The organism is Pseudomonas lactis (assembly GCF_001439845.1).
Taxonomy (GTDB): Bacteria; Pseudomonadota; Gammaproteobacteria; order Pseudomonadales; family Pseudomonadaceae; genus Aquipseudomonas; species Aquipseudomonas lactis.
Window position 1 is genome coordinate 124,111 of sequence record NZ_JYLO01000003.1, and the last position, 14,588, is coordinate 138,698.

General features: G+C 63.1%; 12 protein-coding genes. 1 reads left to right on the forward strand and 11 read right to left on the reverse strand.

What is annotated here, in order from left to right; all coding sequences use genetic code 11:
* Positions 1 to 84: 84 nt before the first annotated feature.
* The 4 genes from TX24_RS05660 to TX24_RS05675 form a co-directional block, all read right to left on the reverse strand.
* Positions 85 to 678: a glutathione S-transferase gene (locus TX24_RS05660; RefSeq protein ID WP_057709868.1), complete on the reverse strand. Its 594-nt coding sequence runs from the start codon at positions 676 to 678 to the stop codon at positions 85 to 87.
* Positions 675 to 4,313, reverse strand: a complete 3,639-nt coding sequence (locus tag TX24_RS05665) for an AAA family ATPase (protein WP_003190787.1) — start codon at positions 4,311 to 4,313, stop codon at positions 675 to 677. Before TX24_RS05665 ends, TX24_RS05660 begins: the two co-directional genes overlap by 4 nt.
* On the reverse strand, positions 4,310 to 5,551 hold the full coding sequence (locus TX24_RS05670; RefSeq protein WP_034135427.1) for an exonuclease SbcCD subunit D C-terminal domain-containing protein: 1,242 nt from the start codon (positions 5,549 to 5,551) through the stop codon (positions 4,310 to 4,312). The genes TX24_RS05665 and TX24_RS05670 overlap by 4 nt, the downstream gene beginning before the upstream one ends.
* A gap of 189 nt (positions 5,552 to 5,740) precedes the next feature.
* On the reverse strand, positions 5,741 to 5,992 hold the full coding sequence (locus tag TX24_RS05675) for a DUF6124 family protein (RefSeq protein ID WP_003190791.1): 252 nt from the start codon (positions 5,990 to 5,992) through the stop codon (positions 5,741 to 5,743).
* Between the two features lie 562 nt (positions 5,993 to 6,554).
* Between TX24_RS05675 and TX24_RS32275 the strand changes: the two genes are divergently transcribed.
* Complete coding sequence (locus tag TX24_RS32275) at positions 6,555 to 6,872, forward strand: hypothetical protein (protein ID WP_236202761.1); 318 nt, start codon at positions 6,555 to 6,557, stop codon at positions 6,870 to 6,872.
* A 155-nt stretch (positions 6,873 to 7,027) separates the two neighbouring features.
* On the opposite strand, the gene TX24_RS05685 is transcribed toward TX24_RS32275, so the two are convergent.
* The 7 genes from TX24_RS05685 to TX24_RS05715 all read right to left on the reverse strand — a co-directional run bounded on the left by TX24_RS05685 (position 7,028) and on the right by TX24_RS05715 (position 14,503).
* Complete coding sequence (locus TX24_RS05685; RefSeq protein ID WP_003190795.1) at positions 7,028 to 8,668, reverse strand: BatD family protein; 1,641 nt, start codon at positions 8,666 to 8,668, stop codon at positions 7,028 to 7,030.
* Positions 8,665 to 10,404 (reverse strand): tetratricopeptide repeat protein, encoded by a 1,740-nt coding sequence (locus TX24_RS05690; protein WP_057709869.1) that lies wholly within the window; start codon positions 10,402 to 10,404, stop codon positions 8,665 to 8,667. Before TX24_RS05690 ends, TX24_RS05685 begins: the two co-directional genes overlap by 4 nt.
* Positions 10,401 to 11,489, reverse strand: coding sequence for a vWA domain-containing protein (locus TX24_RS05695; protein WP_003190797.1), 1,089 nt, complete (start codon positions 11,487 to 11,489; stop codon positions 10,401 to 10,403). Before TX24_RS05695 ends, TX24_RS05690 begins: the two co-directional genes overlap by 4 nt.
* Complete coding sequence (locus TX24_RS05700) at positions 11,482 to 11,976, reverse strand: DUF4381 domain-containing protein (protein WP_003190798.1); 495 nt, start codon at positions 11,974 to 11,976, stop codon at positions 11,482 to 11,484. The genes TX24_RS05695 and TX24_RS05700 overlap by 8 nt, the downstream gene beginning before the upstream one ends.
* The gene (locus TX24_RS05705) at positions 11,973 to 12,905 is read right to left on the reverse strand and encodes a DUF58 domain-containing protein (RefSeq protein WP_034126021.1); all 933 of its coding nucleotides are present in this window, start codon (positions 12,903 to 12,905) and stop codon (positions 11,973 to 11,975) included. Before TX24_RS05705 ends, TX24_RS05700 begins: the two co-directional genes overlap by 4 nt.
* A 5-nt stretch (positions 12,906 to 12,910) precedes the next feature.
* Positions 12,911 to 13,870: an AAA family ATPase gene (locus tag TX24_RS05710; protein ID WP_003190801.1), complete on the reverse strand. Its 960-nt coding sequence runs from the start codon at positions 13,868 to 13,870 to the stop codon at positions 12,911 to 12,913.
* 279 nt (positions 13,871 to 14,149) lie between these two features.
* Positions 14,150 to 14,503 (reverse strand): hypothetical protein, encoded by a 354-nt coding sequence (locus tag TX24_RS05715; protein WP_057709870.1) that lies wholly within the window; start codon positions 14,501 to 14,503, stop codon positions 14,150 to 14,152.
* Between the last annotated feature and the right edge of the window lie 85 nt (positions 14,504 to 14,588).

Below are 14,588 nucleotides of genomic sequence, written 5' to 3' on the forward strand. Positions count from 1 at the left end.
TGCCTGCGATGCGGACCACTCGGTATAGCTGATGTACCGAGTCGATGCCATCGCAGGCAAGCCAGCTCCCACATTGGATTGGCCTCAGGGTTTTGCCATCACTGCTCTAAACAACGGTGAATCCAGAAACCGCTGTAACCAGGCCTGCAAACGCCGATAGGGCGTGCCCGCAAACCACTCCCGATTCACATGGGCAAACTGGCGCACAAACGGCGCCAGCGCTGCATCTGCCAAGCTCAGGTGATCGGCGAGTAGATACTCACGGTGTGCCAGCAAATCTTCCAGCTTGCGCAAGAACACCTCGCCCTCGGCCCGATAGTGTTCCATCGGTTGCTCCGGGTAGCGCTCGGCGTACTTGTATCGATTCAAATGATGTTTGAACACCTGGTCATTTTCTTCAATCAGCGCATACACCGCTGGATCGCCCTGTAGCCGCCAGTTTTCGGGGTCGTGCTGGGCCAGCGCCCACTGCATGATCTCCAGGCTTTCCTCGATCACTCGCCCTTCGACGCTCAACACCGGCACCGTGCCCTTGGGCGACAGCGCGAGCATCTCGGCCGGCTTGGCTTTCAGGCTGACTTCGACAATGCGCACCGCCACGCCGGAGTAGCGCAGCGCCAGCCGCGCTCGCATTGCATAGGGGCAGCGCCGGAACGAATACAGCAGCGCTTCGCTCACTTGACCTCCAACGTGCTCAGGCCATTGCCCTGGCGTTGCACCTGGATCTGCACCGGGATGCGTTCATGCATTTCCTGTACGTGGGAGATCACCGCCACCTTGCGGCCCTGGGCCTGCAAACCATCCAGAGCGTCCATCGCCAATTGCAACGACTCCGGATCAAGGCTGCCAAAGCCTTCGTCGATAAACAGCGACTCGATCTTCAAGGTGCTCGACGCCATCGACGCCAGCCCCAACGCCAGTGCCAACGACACCAGGAAGGTTTCGCCACCGGACAGGGAATGCACCGAGCGCAGTTCATCGCCCATCTCGGTGTCCATGACCAACAGCCCGAGCATGCTGCCGCCGCGTTTAAGCCGGTAGCGGCGCACCAGTTGGCGCAGTTGCACGTTGGCGTGGTGCACCAGCAAATCGAGGTTGTAGGCCTGAGCGATCTTGCGGAAGGTATCGCCGGTGGCCGAGCCGATCAGCGCATTCAGGCGGGCCCAGCGCTGCCACTGCTCGTAAGCTTTGGCGATCTGTTCGGCCAGGGCCTGGTTGGCGTTTTGGCGACGCTGGTCTTCGGACTGGCGTGCGCGCAGTTCGGCGCAGTGTTTCTCACCCTCGATCAGTTGCTGGTTAAGCGTTGCCAGGGTGGCGTCCAGTTGCTCGGCCTCCAGGTTGCCGTTGTGCAGGGCCCGGTGTTCGGCCAGGCGTTGTTCGCGCTCGTGCAACAGAACCTTAGCTTGCTCCACGGCCTTTTCGCTGCTGTGCAGGTGCTGACGCAACTGCGCGACCTGGGCCTCATCAAAGGCCAACAGGCGCGCCAGGCCCTGGTCATCCAGTTCGGGGTGCAGGGCGCGCCATTCGCTGATGCGTGTCGCGAGGGCTTGCTGTTCCGCCTCCAATGCCTGCTGGCGTTGCTGCTGGGCGTTGAGGTCGGCGGCCAGCTGTACCAGGGCCGTGTGCACAGCGTGCAGTTCCTCGTTGGCGTCGGTCTCGCTCTGGCGGGACTGCGTGACAGCTTGCTCCAGTTGCTGTTGCCAGTGTTCGGCGCTGGGGTGCTCTCCTAGCAAGGTACGGAGTTTTTCCTGGACGGCGTGTTGCTGGTCAGCCAGCTCTGCGACTTGCAGATTCAAGGCGTCGAGTTGCTGCTGACGATGCTGCTGGTGGGTATGTTGTTTCTCGATGGCCTGTTGGCGCTCCTGCTGCTCGGCCTGCTCATCGCGTTGATGGCCCAATTGCTCAAGGCGCTGGCTGACCTGCTGGTCGAGCTGCATGAAAGTCGCCGCAGGCGCGCTGCGCAAGCCCTCCAGCGTCTCGGCGGGCAACAGGCTGGCGAAGGCGCTGAGTTCCGCCTCTAGGCGTTCGCGGTCGCCGGCCAGCTGCCGCTGCTGGTCCACCAGCAATTGCCGGGCTTGCTGGCTGGCGTCCTGGGCCGCTTGCAATTGTTGCTGCAAGCGCCCGGCGTTCTGTTGCAGGTTGAGCAGGGCGCCCTGGCGTTGTTCGTCCTGGCTGATGCTTTGCGTCAATTGGGCCAGTTGTTGGGCCAGCCAAGGGCTGCGCTTGTCGACGTCCTGGTTGAACAGCGAGGCGCACAGTGGATGGGCTTGCAGGCTCGGTGCCAAACCCTGCTGCTGGGTAGCCAACTGTTCCTGCTGTTGCAGGAATTCTTTTTGCTGAGCGATCAGGCCGCCCACTTCACCGCGCAATTCAGTGAGTTTTTCCTTGAGGCTGTCGACGGCTTTCTGCGCCGCCGCCTCTTCACTTTCATCATGGCGGCCCAGGCTTTGCAGCAGGGCCTCGGGCTGGTGATAGGGGTGTTCGTGGCTGCCGCACACCGGGCAGGGCTGGTCATCCTGCAACTGCTCGCGTAACTCCTCGACGCTGGCACTGCGGGCCAGGCGTTGGCGCTCCAGCAGTTGCTTGGTCACCGCCAGGGTTTGTTCGGCAACGGTAAGTTCGGCCTTGGTTTGCAGGCCGGTCTGGTTCAGTTGTTCGCGTTTTTGCGCGGCCTCGGCGAGCCTTTGCGTGAGCGCACCTGCCTGTTGATCCAACTGTTGCTGGCTGTCCCACAAGCGGGCCAGGTCTTCGAAGGCGCGCTGTTGCTTGCGATTGTCTTGCAGCAGGCTGGCCAGCAATTGGATTTGTTCGGCCACCGCGTGCGGTTCGGCACCGGCCTCGTGGTAGAGCAAATCCAGGGCTTCGCGCTGTTGAGTGAACTGTTCGGCGGCGGCGCTGGCGCGCTGTTCGAGTTGCCCCAGCTCGGCCTGGCCTTGGTTGAGGCGATTGCCGATCAGCACCAGTTGTTGCAGGCGGTCACGGTAGGCGTTCCAGGCATCACTCAGCGGGGCGAGGGCGGCGCTATGCTCAAGTTCGGTGGCCAGGCGCTGCAGGCGCTCGGTGACTTGGGCCTGCGTGTGTTGCAAGCCGTCGAGCAGGGCCTGGCCTTCGGTACAGGCGCTTTCGTGCTGGTGTTTTTCCTCGTTGCGCTTGGCCAGTTCGCGGCTCACGTGGGCGAGGGTGTTTTGCTCCTCGATGGCCTGGCGCAGCAGGGGGGCGGCGTCGGCCTGGTGTTTCAGGGCCTCGGCCAGTGCTGCCTGGGCGGCCACTTGCTGGTGTTGCGCCTGTTCCTGGCGGGAGTGCAGGGCGGTTTGTTGCTCCAGGTGCTGGGCAATTTGTGCCGCCAGCGGCGTCAGCAAGGTGCCAAGTTCTGCCTGGCGCAGGAAGTGATGGCGTTGCGGTGCCAACTGCTCCAGCAGGCTCAGGTCCTGGCGTTGCTGGCCTTGGCTGGCCCAGGTCTGTTCGTCGCGTTGCAGTTGCTCCACTGCGTGTTGATGGCGCTCCTGCCATTCACGCAGCTCCTTGAGCCAGGTGTGCTGCAACTCCAGCTGCTTGAGCTGGGCTTGTTGGGTCTTGAGCTGCTGCTGGGCTTGGGCCAACTCTTGGTCCAGCTCGGCGCGGGCTTCGGGGGCCAGGGGTACCACGCCGGTGGCTTGGTCTTGCAACTGTTTGTGGGCGTCCTTGGCCTCTTTGGCCTTGTCGAACGCACGGCGGCCGAGCTGGGTGTACAGCGCGGTGTCGGTGAGCTTTTCCAGCAGTTCGCTGCGCTCATTGTCATTGGCCTTGAGGAAGGCGCTGAACTCGCTTTGCGCCAGCAGCACCGCACGGGTGAACTGCTCAAAGTTCAGGCCAAGGGCCAATTCCAGTTGGGTCTTGTACTCGGTTTTCTGGCTGGCCAGCAGTTGGTCGCTGTCCAGGTCGATCAGGCTTTGCCGGCTGTTCTGCAGCTTGCCGCTGGCTTTGTCGCGGGCACGGTTGGCTTCCCAGCGCGCACGGTAGCGACGGCCACTGACACCGACAAAATCCACCTCGGCATAGCCACCACCGGTGCCGCGTCGAATCAGGGTGCGCGGGTCGCCGATGGAAATATCCGTGTCGGCATCCGGCATCTTGGCCTGGCCGGTGTCACCCAGGCGCGGCACCGCGCCAAACAGCGCCAGGCACAACGCATCGAGCAGGGTGCTTTTACCCGCGCCAGTTGGCCCGGTGATGGCGAACAGGCCCGCACTGGCGAGCGGCTCGGCGGTAAAGTCGATTTCGAACGGGCCCGCCAGGGAGGCGAGGTTTTTCAAGCGGATGGCGAGAATCTTCATGGCTGTTCGCCCTCCTGTTGCACTTCCTGGAGCAGCACGGCGAAGTCCTTCAAGGTCTGTTCATCCACTTCACTGCCGTAGCTGTCCTGCCAGGCGCGGCTGAACAGTTCCTGGGGCGTGAGCTGGTCGAGTTCGATCAGTTGCGCATCGTCTGCCTCTGCGCTGCCGCGTGTGCCGGCATATTCGGCGGCGATACGCACCAGGCGCACGGCCTTGCCTTGCAACGCGGTTTCGATCTGTTGACGCAGGTCTGGTTGCGGCTCGTCGAGGCGCACGCGCACTTCCAGCCAAGGGTGGCGCTGGGTTTCGGCGAGCAGGTCGATGTCGGGCAGTTCACCGAGTTGCTTGAGGATATCGGCCAGGGGCGCGGCTTCCAGGCGTTGCAAGTTGACGGAGCGGGGAATCAGGATCGGTTCGCAGCCCACCAACCTTTCGCCCTGGAACGTCACGTCGAGAATCTGGTGCTTGTAGCCGATTTCGGAGAACGACAGGGGGATTGGCGAGCCGCTGTAGCGAATGCGCTCCTCGCCATTGACCTTTTGCGGCTTGTGCAAATGGCCGAGGGCCACATACGCCACGCTTCGGTCGAACAGTGTGGCAGGCAGTGCCTCGGCATTGCCGATGATCAGGCTGCGTTCGGAGTCTTCGGATACCGACCCACCGGCCATGTGCGCATGGCTGATGGCTATCAATGCTTGGCCTTTGTTGCGCTTGGCATTGGCGGCCGCGATCAGCCATTCATGCACTTGACCGATGCCGCGCAGGTAATCATCGCCCAGCTGTGCGCCGGTGACTTCCGCCGGGCGCAGGAAGGGCAGTGCCAGGCACCAGGCGGCGATCTTGCCTTTGGCATTGGGCAGCGGGATCAGCAGGCGGTCGGCATCTAGTTGCCCGTCGTCCAGCCATAACACCCGGCCCAGTGCATGGGTGCGCAGGCGGCGCATCAGCGGGGCCGGCAGTTCGATGCGCGAGCCGGAGTCATGGTTGCCGGCAATCATCACAATGGTCAGTGTCGGTTGCTGTTCGTGGGCGCTGATGATGAAGTCATACAGGCGCTCCTGGGCCTTGAGCGGCGGGTTGACCGTGTCGAAGATATCGCCGGCGATCAACAGCACATCCGGGCGCTGGGCCTTGAGTTGGCCCAGCAGCCATTCAAGGAAACAGGCGTGTTCGAAGTCGCGTTCCTGGCCGTGGAGGTTTTGGCCGAGGTGCCAGTCGGAGGTATGAAACAGACGCAAGGCGAACTCCGTGGAGAAGATGAAAAGGAGGGGAGTTTACCTGTAAAAGTGCACGCGGACTCATGGCCGACGCGATGGTTATTTGTAGGAGCGAGCTTGCTCGCGAAAAACGTCAACGATAACGCGGGCTTCCTGGATAAACGCGGCGCCCGTGAGTTTTTCGCGAGCAAGCTCGCTCCTACACAGGGGTTATGGGGCGTTAGTGGGGTTGGGTTGCAGGCAATCCAGCGCGCGGTCGGCGAGGGTGCGGGCCATGTCGATCAGGTGAGCGGTGGAACAGGCCATGTCGCGCCGGGTGCCTTTGAGGCCCTCGGCGGTTTCGGTGGCGGTGGTGGCGGCGCAGCGCAGTAGCGAGGAGATGCTGGCGATAGCGTCTTCGAAACTCAGGTCTTCGTGGGCGACGAAAATGGGGAAGGGTGGGTCGGGGACGATTTTGCTCATGGGTATAGCTCCTACTCAATTGGGGCGCCAACCTGTGCCGTTTCCACACGACAAATTAGGTGGCAGCCATACGCGGGGTGGAAACCGGGGAGTAGGACCCAGTCAGACCGAAGTCTGCCCGCGCACAGCCGCCATTGAGCGTTTGCATACGATCATGACGCCTACTCATTCCCAGGTTTCCACACCCGATCGCTGATTTGCAGCGACGAAGCGAAGGCTAGCCAGCGAAATGAGCAGGCGCAAGGCCAAAGGATTGTCTAGGAAACGTCCTGCAAATTAAAGGGACATGGATTGCTGGCCTTTAACAATGCATGTCGAGCGGGCGGTGATGGATGGAACGGCAGGTTGAGGGACGACCACCCATAAGGTGGATTTTTCAATCAATCCCTGAATGAATCAGAGGCCCACCATGTCATTTTCAGTAAACCCACCTTCGACTAGCGCTTTCACCGCTCTACCAGATCAGCTGGATGCTGACAGTCGCTCAAACCAAGCTAGCCATCGTCAGGCACGAAGCGCTCAAACCCAGGCCAGCGCCGCGGACCTGCGCCCGTACGCAAGCGTGAGTGACCGGCAACTAATAGGGTTGATTCGCGATCACTTCCGCGAATTCGCCGCAGGGGCGACAGACAGCTATGTGAACTTCAATGAGTTGAAAGAAGCCGCCGGCCTGATCGCCACCGACAGGACGTTCTCACCCGAGGCCCACCACGCGGCCAAGGAGTTGCTCTCACGGCCTAAATTGCTGCGCAAGCTGGATATCGGCATCAGCTTCTTCGGTGGGCCCGGTAAAGAAGATCGTCGGTTCGATATGGATAACCTGAACTATCTGTACAAATTCCCCCATCGGGAATGGAAGGTGCCGCGTCGTAATCACTGAGTGCAAGCAGGCGTCCGAGCAGGCGATGCAGATCAACTGTGGGAGCTGGCTTGCCTGCGATGGCGGAGCATCAGCCAGCACATCTGCCCACTGTTACACCGCCATCGCGGGCAAGCCAGCTCCCACAGGGTTTTGTGGTGTTGGTTGAGGCTAGGTTACTTGGGGTAGAGAGGCGGCAAGCTGGTGGTGTCGGTGGCCGGGTCTTGCTCGCGTTCGGCCACGGGGATGGCCTTGATCGCACGCCATAGATCATCACCCAGCCAGTATTGGCCGCTTTCGCTGTACAACGCGCCATTCAAGCCATCCAGGGCATCTGACAACGGCACAAACCGTGCGGCCATGTCGGCCAGGGTTTCCGGTTGTTGCCTTGCCCAGGCGTCCAGCGCCTGGCGGGTGGCGTGGGGGTCGTTGGCCTGGGTGGCGCGCTTGAGGTCGTCGAGCAAGGTGCGTGGGCTGGGGCCGGTTTGGGCTGCGCGTTGTACGGCCGGTTGCCGGCGTGCGCGCCACCATAGGCCAAAGCCTAGCAGGGTGGTGCAGGCCAGCATCAGTGTGCTCAGTTGCCATAGCCACAGGCGGTCATCGTCCGGCGCGGTGATGATGGTCGGTGTGGCCGGGGTGTCTACCACCAGGCTGGGGTTCACCGCCACTTGCACGGTGCGCGCCGGCAGGCTGGTGCGTTCCAGGTGATCTTCGTGGGTGTTCCACCACACCACTTCCACGGCGGGCAGTTCCAGCTCGCCGGCGCGGGTCGGCACCAGGGCTTCGCGGTCTTCACGGCTGCCGGTCAGGCCGCGGTCGCTGGTGCGGTTAGCCATCACCGGTTGGTCGGGGTAGCGGCGCAGGCCGTTGACCTCGGTGCCGGGCAGCGCTGGCAGCTGTGCGCTGGACAGGCCTTCGGCCTCCACGGTAAGGCTGCGGGTCAGGGAATCGCCGACTTGCACGTGGTCCGGCGTGGGGTTCCAGCCTTCGCTCAAGCTCAGGCTGCGCGCGGGCAGCCAGGGGGCGTCGGCGGGGTAGGCGTCCGGTTTGGGTTTGACCGTCAAGGGCAAGGGCGCGGAGCTGACGTGAATCATCTTGCCCGGCTTGGTGCCCTGCAAGGTGTTCTCCTGGGGCGGTCGCGATTCCACCAGGGTGGCGCTGAAGGTCTGTGCCGGAATCACCACGGCGCCACTGTGTTGAGGGTAGAGGGCGTAGCGGGTTTCGATCACGCCATGGCGGATGCTGTTGATGACCTTCTCATAGGTGCGTGATTCGCCCAGTTGTTCGACACGTGCGTCCGGTATCTGCAAAGGCGTGAGGCTGCTGTCGTCATACAGCGACACCGAGTGGTAAACGCGAACGGTCAACAGTGCCTGGGCCTGCACGTATACGCTGGTCTGGTCGAGGTTGGCTTCGATGAACACCGGGGCCAGTTCGGCGCTGGTGTTCTGGCTGGCGCTTTCCACCACTTGCAGGGTGATCGGCTGGGTCTTGAGTGCGCCCACTTGCAGTGGCGGGATGACCACGTTGCCGTTCACCTTGGGCAGCAGAGTGATGATCCAGCGGGTGGTGGCGTGGTTGTCGCCGTCCAGCGTGGTGAGTTGGTTGATCTGGCGGGTGCCGCTGACTTCGAACTGCGCGTCCAGGGGCGACAGGTCCGGTTTGCCAAACTGGGTCACATCACTTGATTGCACCGTCAGCTCTACCGTTTCCCCGGAGTTGAGGCGGCTGCGGTCTACGCTGGCGACCAGGTCCGCCGCCTGGGCGTGGCCTGCCGACAACGCAAGCAGGAGCAAAAGGGTGGTGCGGCGGCTCATCGAGTGGTGTCCTGATGTTGTTGCTGTTCGTACCAGAATTTGCGGCGCAACAGTTCGCCGGGGTTATCCGGGATCTCCTGCAACCATTGCTCCAGCGCTTGGCGGCGCTCGCCTTCCAGGCGTGTGTCGGCAGGACGCAAAGGCGGCGTGGTGGTTTGTTCGTCGGCCAGTTCGCTGCCTGGTACTTCATTACCGCCAGGCTGTGGCGTGGCGGCTGTCTGAGTCTCAGCGGTGCCCGCTTCGCCCTGGCCGTGGGGCGATTGCTCGCCGCCCTGTGCCGTTTGTGCGCTGGCGCCCGGTTGCGCAGTTTGGCCGGGTTGGGCGGTTTCGTCATCTTCGTTTTTTGCAGGCGGGTCCTGCTCGGGCTGCGCTTGCTCCTGCATCAGGGTTTCAACCAGGGCTTTGTTTTTCAGTGCCGGTTGCAAATCGGGCTGGGCTTCCAGGGCTTGTTCATAGGCATCAATGGCCGCTTCAAGCTCACCGGCCTTGGCCAGGGCATTGCCACGGTTATAGTGGGAATAGGCGTCGCTGCCTTGGGCAAACCGCTTGATGGCCTCGGCGTAATTGCCGGCTTCGTACAGCGCCACGCCTTGCCATTGCGGGTCTTGGAAGTGTTCGGCGGCTTCGGCCGGGCGTTTGTGCTTGAGCAGGTACTGGCCTTGTTGGTCGGGGCGCAGCCACAGGTCCTGCAGCCCAAAGGCGTAGCTGGGTTGCGGCGCGCCCATCAGCAGCAAGGGCAGGCAGAACAACCAGCCGCGACGCCCGGCGCACGCGGCCAGCAGCAATAACGGCAAGAGCAGCCAGTAACCCTGGTCGGCCCAGGTGTCCAGGCGCAGCCGTTGGCCGTCGTCGCGCAGGGCTTGGGCGCTGTCGAGCATGCCGAGTTGGCGCAGGTCCTTGTCATCCAGGCGCGCCGCACGGTAGCGGCCGCCCATTTCGCTGGCGAACGCCTTGAGGGTCGGGCTGTCGAGACGTGGCACCAGAATCGCGCCCTGGTCGTCCTTGAGGAACTCGCCACTTTCCTGAGTCACCGGCGTGCCTTCGCGACTGCCGATGCCGAGGATCGACAACGTCGGAGCCTGGGCACTTTGCAGTTGCAGGCGGATGCCTTGGCGTTCCTGTTTGGACAATGACGAGCCGATCAGCAGCAGGCGCCCCTGGCCGAGACCGCCTTGCTTGAGCAGGCGCAGGGCTTTTTCCACGGCCAGATCGGCCCGATGGCCAGGCTCGGGCATGATCGATGGGCGCAGGGCTTCCAACAGGTTACGGCTGGTGGCCAGGTCATCGGACAGCGGCACCAAGGTATGGGCGCTGCCGGCATACACGATGATGGCGGTTTGCGCATCGGTGCGCGCTTGCAACAGGTCATACAGCTTGCGCCGTGCCTGTTCCAGGCGGTTGGGTGGGCTGTCGGTGGCGAGCATTTCCGGGGTCAGTTCCAACAACACCACCAACGGGTCGGAAGGTTTCTGGCTGGCCTGTTCAACCCGTTGCCAACTGGGGCCCAGCAACGCCAGCACGGCCAGCAGCCAGGCAATGCCAAGCACCACCCACGGCGATTTGCTCTCGCGGCCATTGCCACCACTGAGCAACTCGGCATGGAACGCCGGCGGCAGGATCATCTGCCAACGCCCGGCGCGCTTTTGCCGATGCCACAACTGCCACAGCAACCAGCCAAGCAGGGGCAGCAATAACAGCCACCAGGGGCGCAACCAGTGCGGCCACAGCGCGATCATCGACGCCTCCGCAAACGCAGGCGCTGCAAACGCTGGCGCCATTCAGGATGCTGCTGCAAAAAGATGCCCTTGCTCGACAGCCTGTTGAAGCCGCGCTGCAAGGCGTTGTTCGGCCAGCGTTCCTGGATCACCAGTAACAGGCTCAACACCAACGCCAAGGCCAATGGGCCGCTGTACAGCGCCTGGGCCGGGCGGGCCTGGGTGGGTTGTTGCTCCACGGGCTCAAGGGTGTCGAGGGTGTCCTTGATTTTCAGCAGTTCCTCGCCGTCTCGGGCGCGGAAATACTGGCCGCCGGTGGCCTCGGCCAGTGCCTTGAGCGCCGGTTCGTCGAGGTCCAGGCTTGGGTTCACGCCAAGGATGCCCAGGGAGCCGGTTTGCTCGGGATCGGCGCCGATGCCGATGGGGTAGATTTTCACGCCTTCTTCAGCCGCCAGGCGCGCAGCGGTCAACGGGTCGATCTGCCCGGCATTGTTGGCGCCGTCAGTGACCAGGATCAGCACGCGGCTTTGCGCCGGGCGTTGGCGCAGGCGCTTGAGGGCCAGGCCGATGGCGTCGCCGATGGCGGTGTTCTTGCCAGCAATGCCGATGCGCGCTTCATCCAGCCAGGTGCGCACGGTGCGCCGGTCAAAGGTCAAGGGCGCTTGCAGGTAGGCTTGGCTGCCGAACAGGATCAGGCCCACGCGGTCACCTTCACGCTCCTCCAAAAAGTCTCCCAGCAGGTGCTTGACCAGGGCCAGGCGGCTGACGTCCTCGTCCTGCCAATGCATGTCGGGAAAATCCATGGAGCCGGAGACGTCCACTGCCACCAGCAAATCCCGGCCGCTGGCCGCAATCGGCAAGGGGTCGCCCAGCCATTGCGGGCGGGCGGCGGCGGTCAGCAGCAGCAACCACAGCACCACGAATGGGGCTTGCTGGCGCCAGCCGGGCAGGTTGACCCGGGCACGGCGGCGGGCCAGGCCTTCGAGGTCGCTGAGGTAGCTGACTTTCAGCGCCGGTTCGCCGCTGTCGGCCACGGGCAGCACCAGGCGCATGATCCACGGCAGTGGCAACAGGGCGAAGATCCACGGCCAGGCGAACTCAAACATGTTTGCGAATCCAGGTGTCGACGGCTTGGGTCAGGCCAGCGATGGCTTTGTCGTCGAGCTTGCATTCGGGCTTGTAGGCACCTTCCACCAACACCATCCAGCGCGTCAGGCCGGCGGCGGGGCAGCGGTTGTCCAGGAAGGCCAGCCATTTGCGCCCGTTGAGGGTGTGGCTCTGGCTATAAGGGTAGTCGTTGCGGCACAGGCGCTTGAGCAGGCCGTTGAGTTGCTGCAACCAGGCGCCAGCCGGCGCGCCGTCGTAGGGCTTGGGCATCAAAGCCAGCTCGGCCAGGGCTGCGATACGCAACGGGTCCAGCGGTTGTTCGGCACGCGCCACGGGGCGGCGGGCCGGCAGGAAACGGCGCAGCCACCATAGGCCCCAACCGAGTAGGGGGATCACCAGCAGCAACAGCCACCAGCCCGGCGCAGGTGGCCAGAAGCCAATGGCGGGCGGGGCGATCAGTGGTTGCAGTTGGTCCAGGCTGCTCATGGTTTTTTAACCGGGCGTTGCGGGTTGAGGTATTCGCGCAGTTGCTCGACCATTTCACTCTGGGTGCTCAAGGGCATCAACAACAGCCGCAGTTTCTGCGCGAGCAGTTCCCAGCGGGCGATACGCGCTTCGGCTTGGGCCTTGTAGGCCTGGCGCAGGTCGATGTTCAGTGTGTCCAGTTCCAGTTGCGCACCTCTTTGTGCGAAACGCAGCAGCCCGGCGGCGGGCAGGGCGTGGTCCAACGGGTCGGAGATTGGCAACAACAGCAGGTCGCAATGGCGCGCCAGCAGGCTCAGCTGTTGCTCGGCGCCTTCGGTGAGGGCGCGTTCATCACAGATCACCACCACCAGGCTGCCCGGGCGCAGTACCTCGCGGCCACGGCGCAAGGCCATGCCCAGGGCGTCGGCTTCCGGCTGACGCTCGGTGTTCAGGCTCTGGTTGACCCGCACCAGCCGGTTAAGCAGTTGCAACAGGCTTTGCTTGCTGCGCCGAGGCTTGATCTCGTAGTGCTCGTTGTCGCCGAACACCAGGCCGCCCACCCGGTCGTTATGGCCCAGGGCGGCCCAACCGATCAGGCTGGCGGCCTGGGCGGCGAGCACCGACTTGAACATTTGCCCCGAGCCGAAAAACAGCCGGCAACTTTGCTCCACCATGATGAAAATCGGCCGCTCGCGCTCTTCGTGGAACAGCTTGGTGTGCGGCTCCTGGGTACGCGCCGTGACGCGCCAGTCGATGGTGCGCACGTCATCGCCTGCCTGGTACACGCGCACCTGGTCGAAATCGACGCCACGCCCGCGCAGCTTGGAGTGGTGCAGGCCCACCAGCGGGCTACGTTGACCAGGCGTGGAGAACAACTGCACCTCACGCACGCGGTGGCGCATCTCAATCAATTCACTGAGGGTTACGCGGATGCCATCGCTTGCGTTCATCGACTTCAAGCGACGGCAACGACGTCGAGAATGCGTTGCACCACGCGGTCCTGGTCGACCCCGGCGGCTTCGGCCTCGAACGACAGGATGATGCGGTGGCGCAGCACGTCGAACAGCACCGCCTGGATGTCTTCGGGGCTGACAAAATCGCGACCGGCCAGCCAGGCATGGGCGCGGGCGCAACGGTCCAGGGCGATGGAGCCACGGGGGCTGGCGCCGTAGGCGATCCACTCGGCCATTTCCGCGTCGAACTTGGAAGGGGTACGCGTGGCCATGACCAGTTGCACCAGGTATTCCTCCACCGCATCGGCCATGTACAGGCCGAGGATTTCCTTGCGCGCGGCAAAGATGGCCTGCTGGCTGACCCGACGCTCGGGCTTGGTTTCGCCATTGAGTGCTTCGCCACGGGCTTGCTGCAGGATGCGGCGCTCGACGGCGGCGTCCGGGAAGCCGATCTTGACGTGCATCAGGAACCGGTCGAGCTGGGCTTCGGGCAGCGGGTAGGTGCCTTCCTGCTCGATGGGGTTTTGCGTGGCCATCACCAAAAACAGCGGCGACAGCTCGTAAGTGCTGCGGCCCACGCTGACCTGGCGCTCGGCCATGGCCTCGAGCAAGGCCGACTGCACCTTGGCCGGGGCACGGTTGATTTCGTCCGCGAGCACCAGGTTATGGAAGATCGGCCCTTGCTGGAACACAAAGCTGCCGGTTTCCGGGCGATAGATCTCGGTGCCGGTGATATCGGCGGGCAACAGGTCGGGGGTGAACTGGATACGATGGAACTGCGCTTCGATCCCTTCGGCCAACTCCTTGATCGCCTTGGTCTTGGCCAGCCCCGGTGCGCCTTCGACCAGCATATGGCCGTCAGCGAGCAGGGCGATCAGCAGGCGATCGATGAGTTTTTCCTGGCCGAGAATCTGCGTAGAAAGAAAGGTTCGCAGCGCAAGCAGCGCTTCACGATGTTCCATCGATGACGGTTCCTGGAAAGATGAGCCTGGGTGTTGTGACAGAACACCGGGCCTGGGGCGTTTACTTTAATGCATCGCGGGGTGTGGCGACTAACGGCTTGATGGGTATTTTTGGCGAAACTTACAGGATTGCGGTGCGCAAGGCATAACGGCTGGGTAGGTAGAGCACGATCACTGTGGGAGCTGGCTTGCCTGCGATGGCCTCAACTCGGTCTGGCTGAAAGACCCCACCGCCCGCATCGCAGGCAAGCCAGCTCCCACATGGGATCTACGGTGCATTCAGATCCGAATGAAAGTGCCTGTGCCCGTGAGGATGTTCTGCAGGGTTTCCTGCACTTCGGCCATGTCTGACGCGGCGGTGCTGTGGGCGATCTCCAACTGGTCCTTACCGCCTAGGGCATCGGCATCGCCGGCCGCCAGTTCGATCAATAAGGTGGTGTCGCCCAACGTCACTTTCAGCCCATCGAGAGTCGAAGGTTCGTAGTCCCAGGTCAGCTCCACTTCATCTTCATCCGGATAACGGGTGAGCATGAACATTTCGCCGTTCTTGCCGTGACAGCACAGCATGGCCATGTTGTCTTCTTCGTCGTCGCACGGGGTGGCCATCAGGGCGTCGGTTTTCAGCTGCAGCATGGGGCAATCCTGTGTAGGGGAGGGCAATTGTGCCACCGCGGCGAATTTTGTGCTTCATCCTGTGTCGGAACTTGAGCATGACCTC

Bases quoted from the DNA above. Each gene is read 5' to 3' on its own strand.
- TX24_RS05665 (WP_003190787.1), bottom strand. From the start codon at position 4,313: ATGAAGATTCTCGCCATCCGCTTGAAAAACCTCGCCTCCCTGGCGGGC.
- TX24_RS05675 (WP_003190791.1), bottom strand. From the start codon at position 5,992: ATGAGCAAAATCGTCCCCGACCCACCCTTCCCCATTTTCGTCGCCCAC.
- TX24_RS05685 (WP_003190795.1), bottom strand. From the start codon at position 8,668: ATGAGCCGCCGCACCACCCTTTTGCTCCTGCTTGCGTTGTCGGCAGGC.
- TX24_RS05690 (WP_057709869.1), bottom strand. From the start codon at position 10,404: ATGATCGCGCTGTGGCCGCACTGGTTGCGCCCCTGGTGGCTGTTATTG.
- TX24_RS05695 (WP_003190797.1), bottom strand. From the start codon at position 11,489: ATGTTTGAGTTCGCCTGGCCGTGGATCTTCGCCCTGTTGCCACTGCCG.
- TX24_RS05700 (WP_003190798.1), bottom strand. From the start codon at position 11,976: ATGAGCAGCCTGGACCAACTGCAACCACTGATCGCCCCGCCCGCCATT.
- TX24_RS05705 (WP_034126021.1), bottom strand. From the start codon at position 12,905: ATGAACGCAAGCGATGGCATCCGCGTAACCCTCAGTGAATTGATTGAG.
- TX24_RS05710 (WP_003190801.1), bottom strand. From the start codon at position 13,870: ATGGAACATCGTGAAGCGCTGCTTGCGCTGCGAACCTTTCTTTCTACG.
- TX24_RS05715 (WP_057709870.1), bottom strand. From the start codon at position 14,503: ATGCTGCAGCTGAAAACCGACGCCCTGATGGCCACCCCGTGCGACGAC.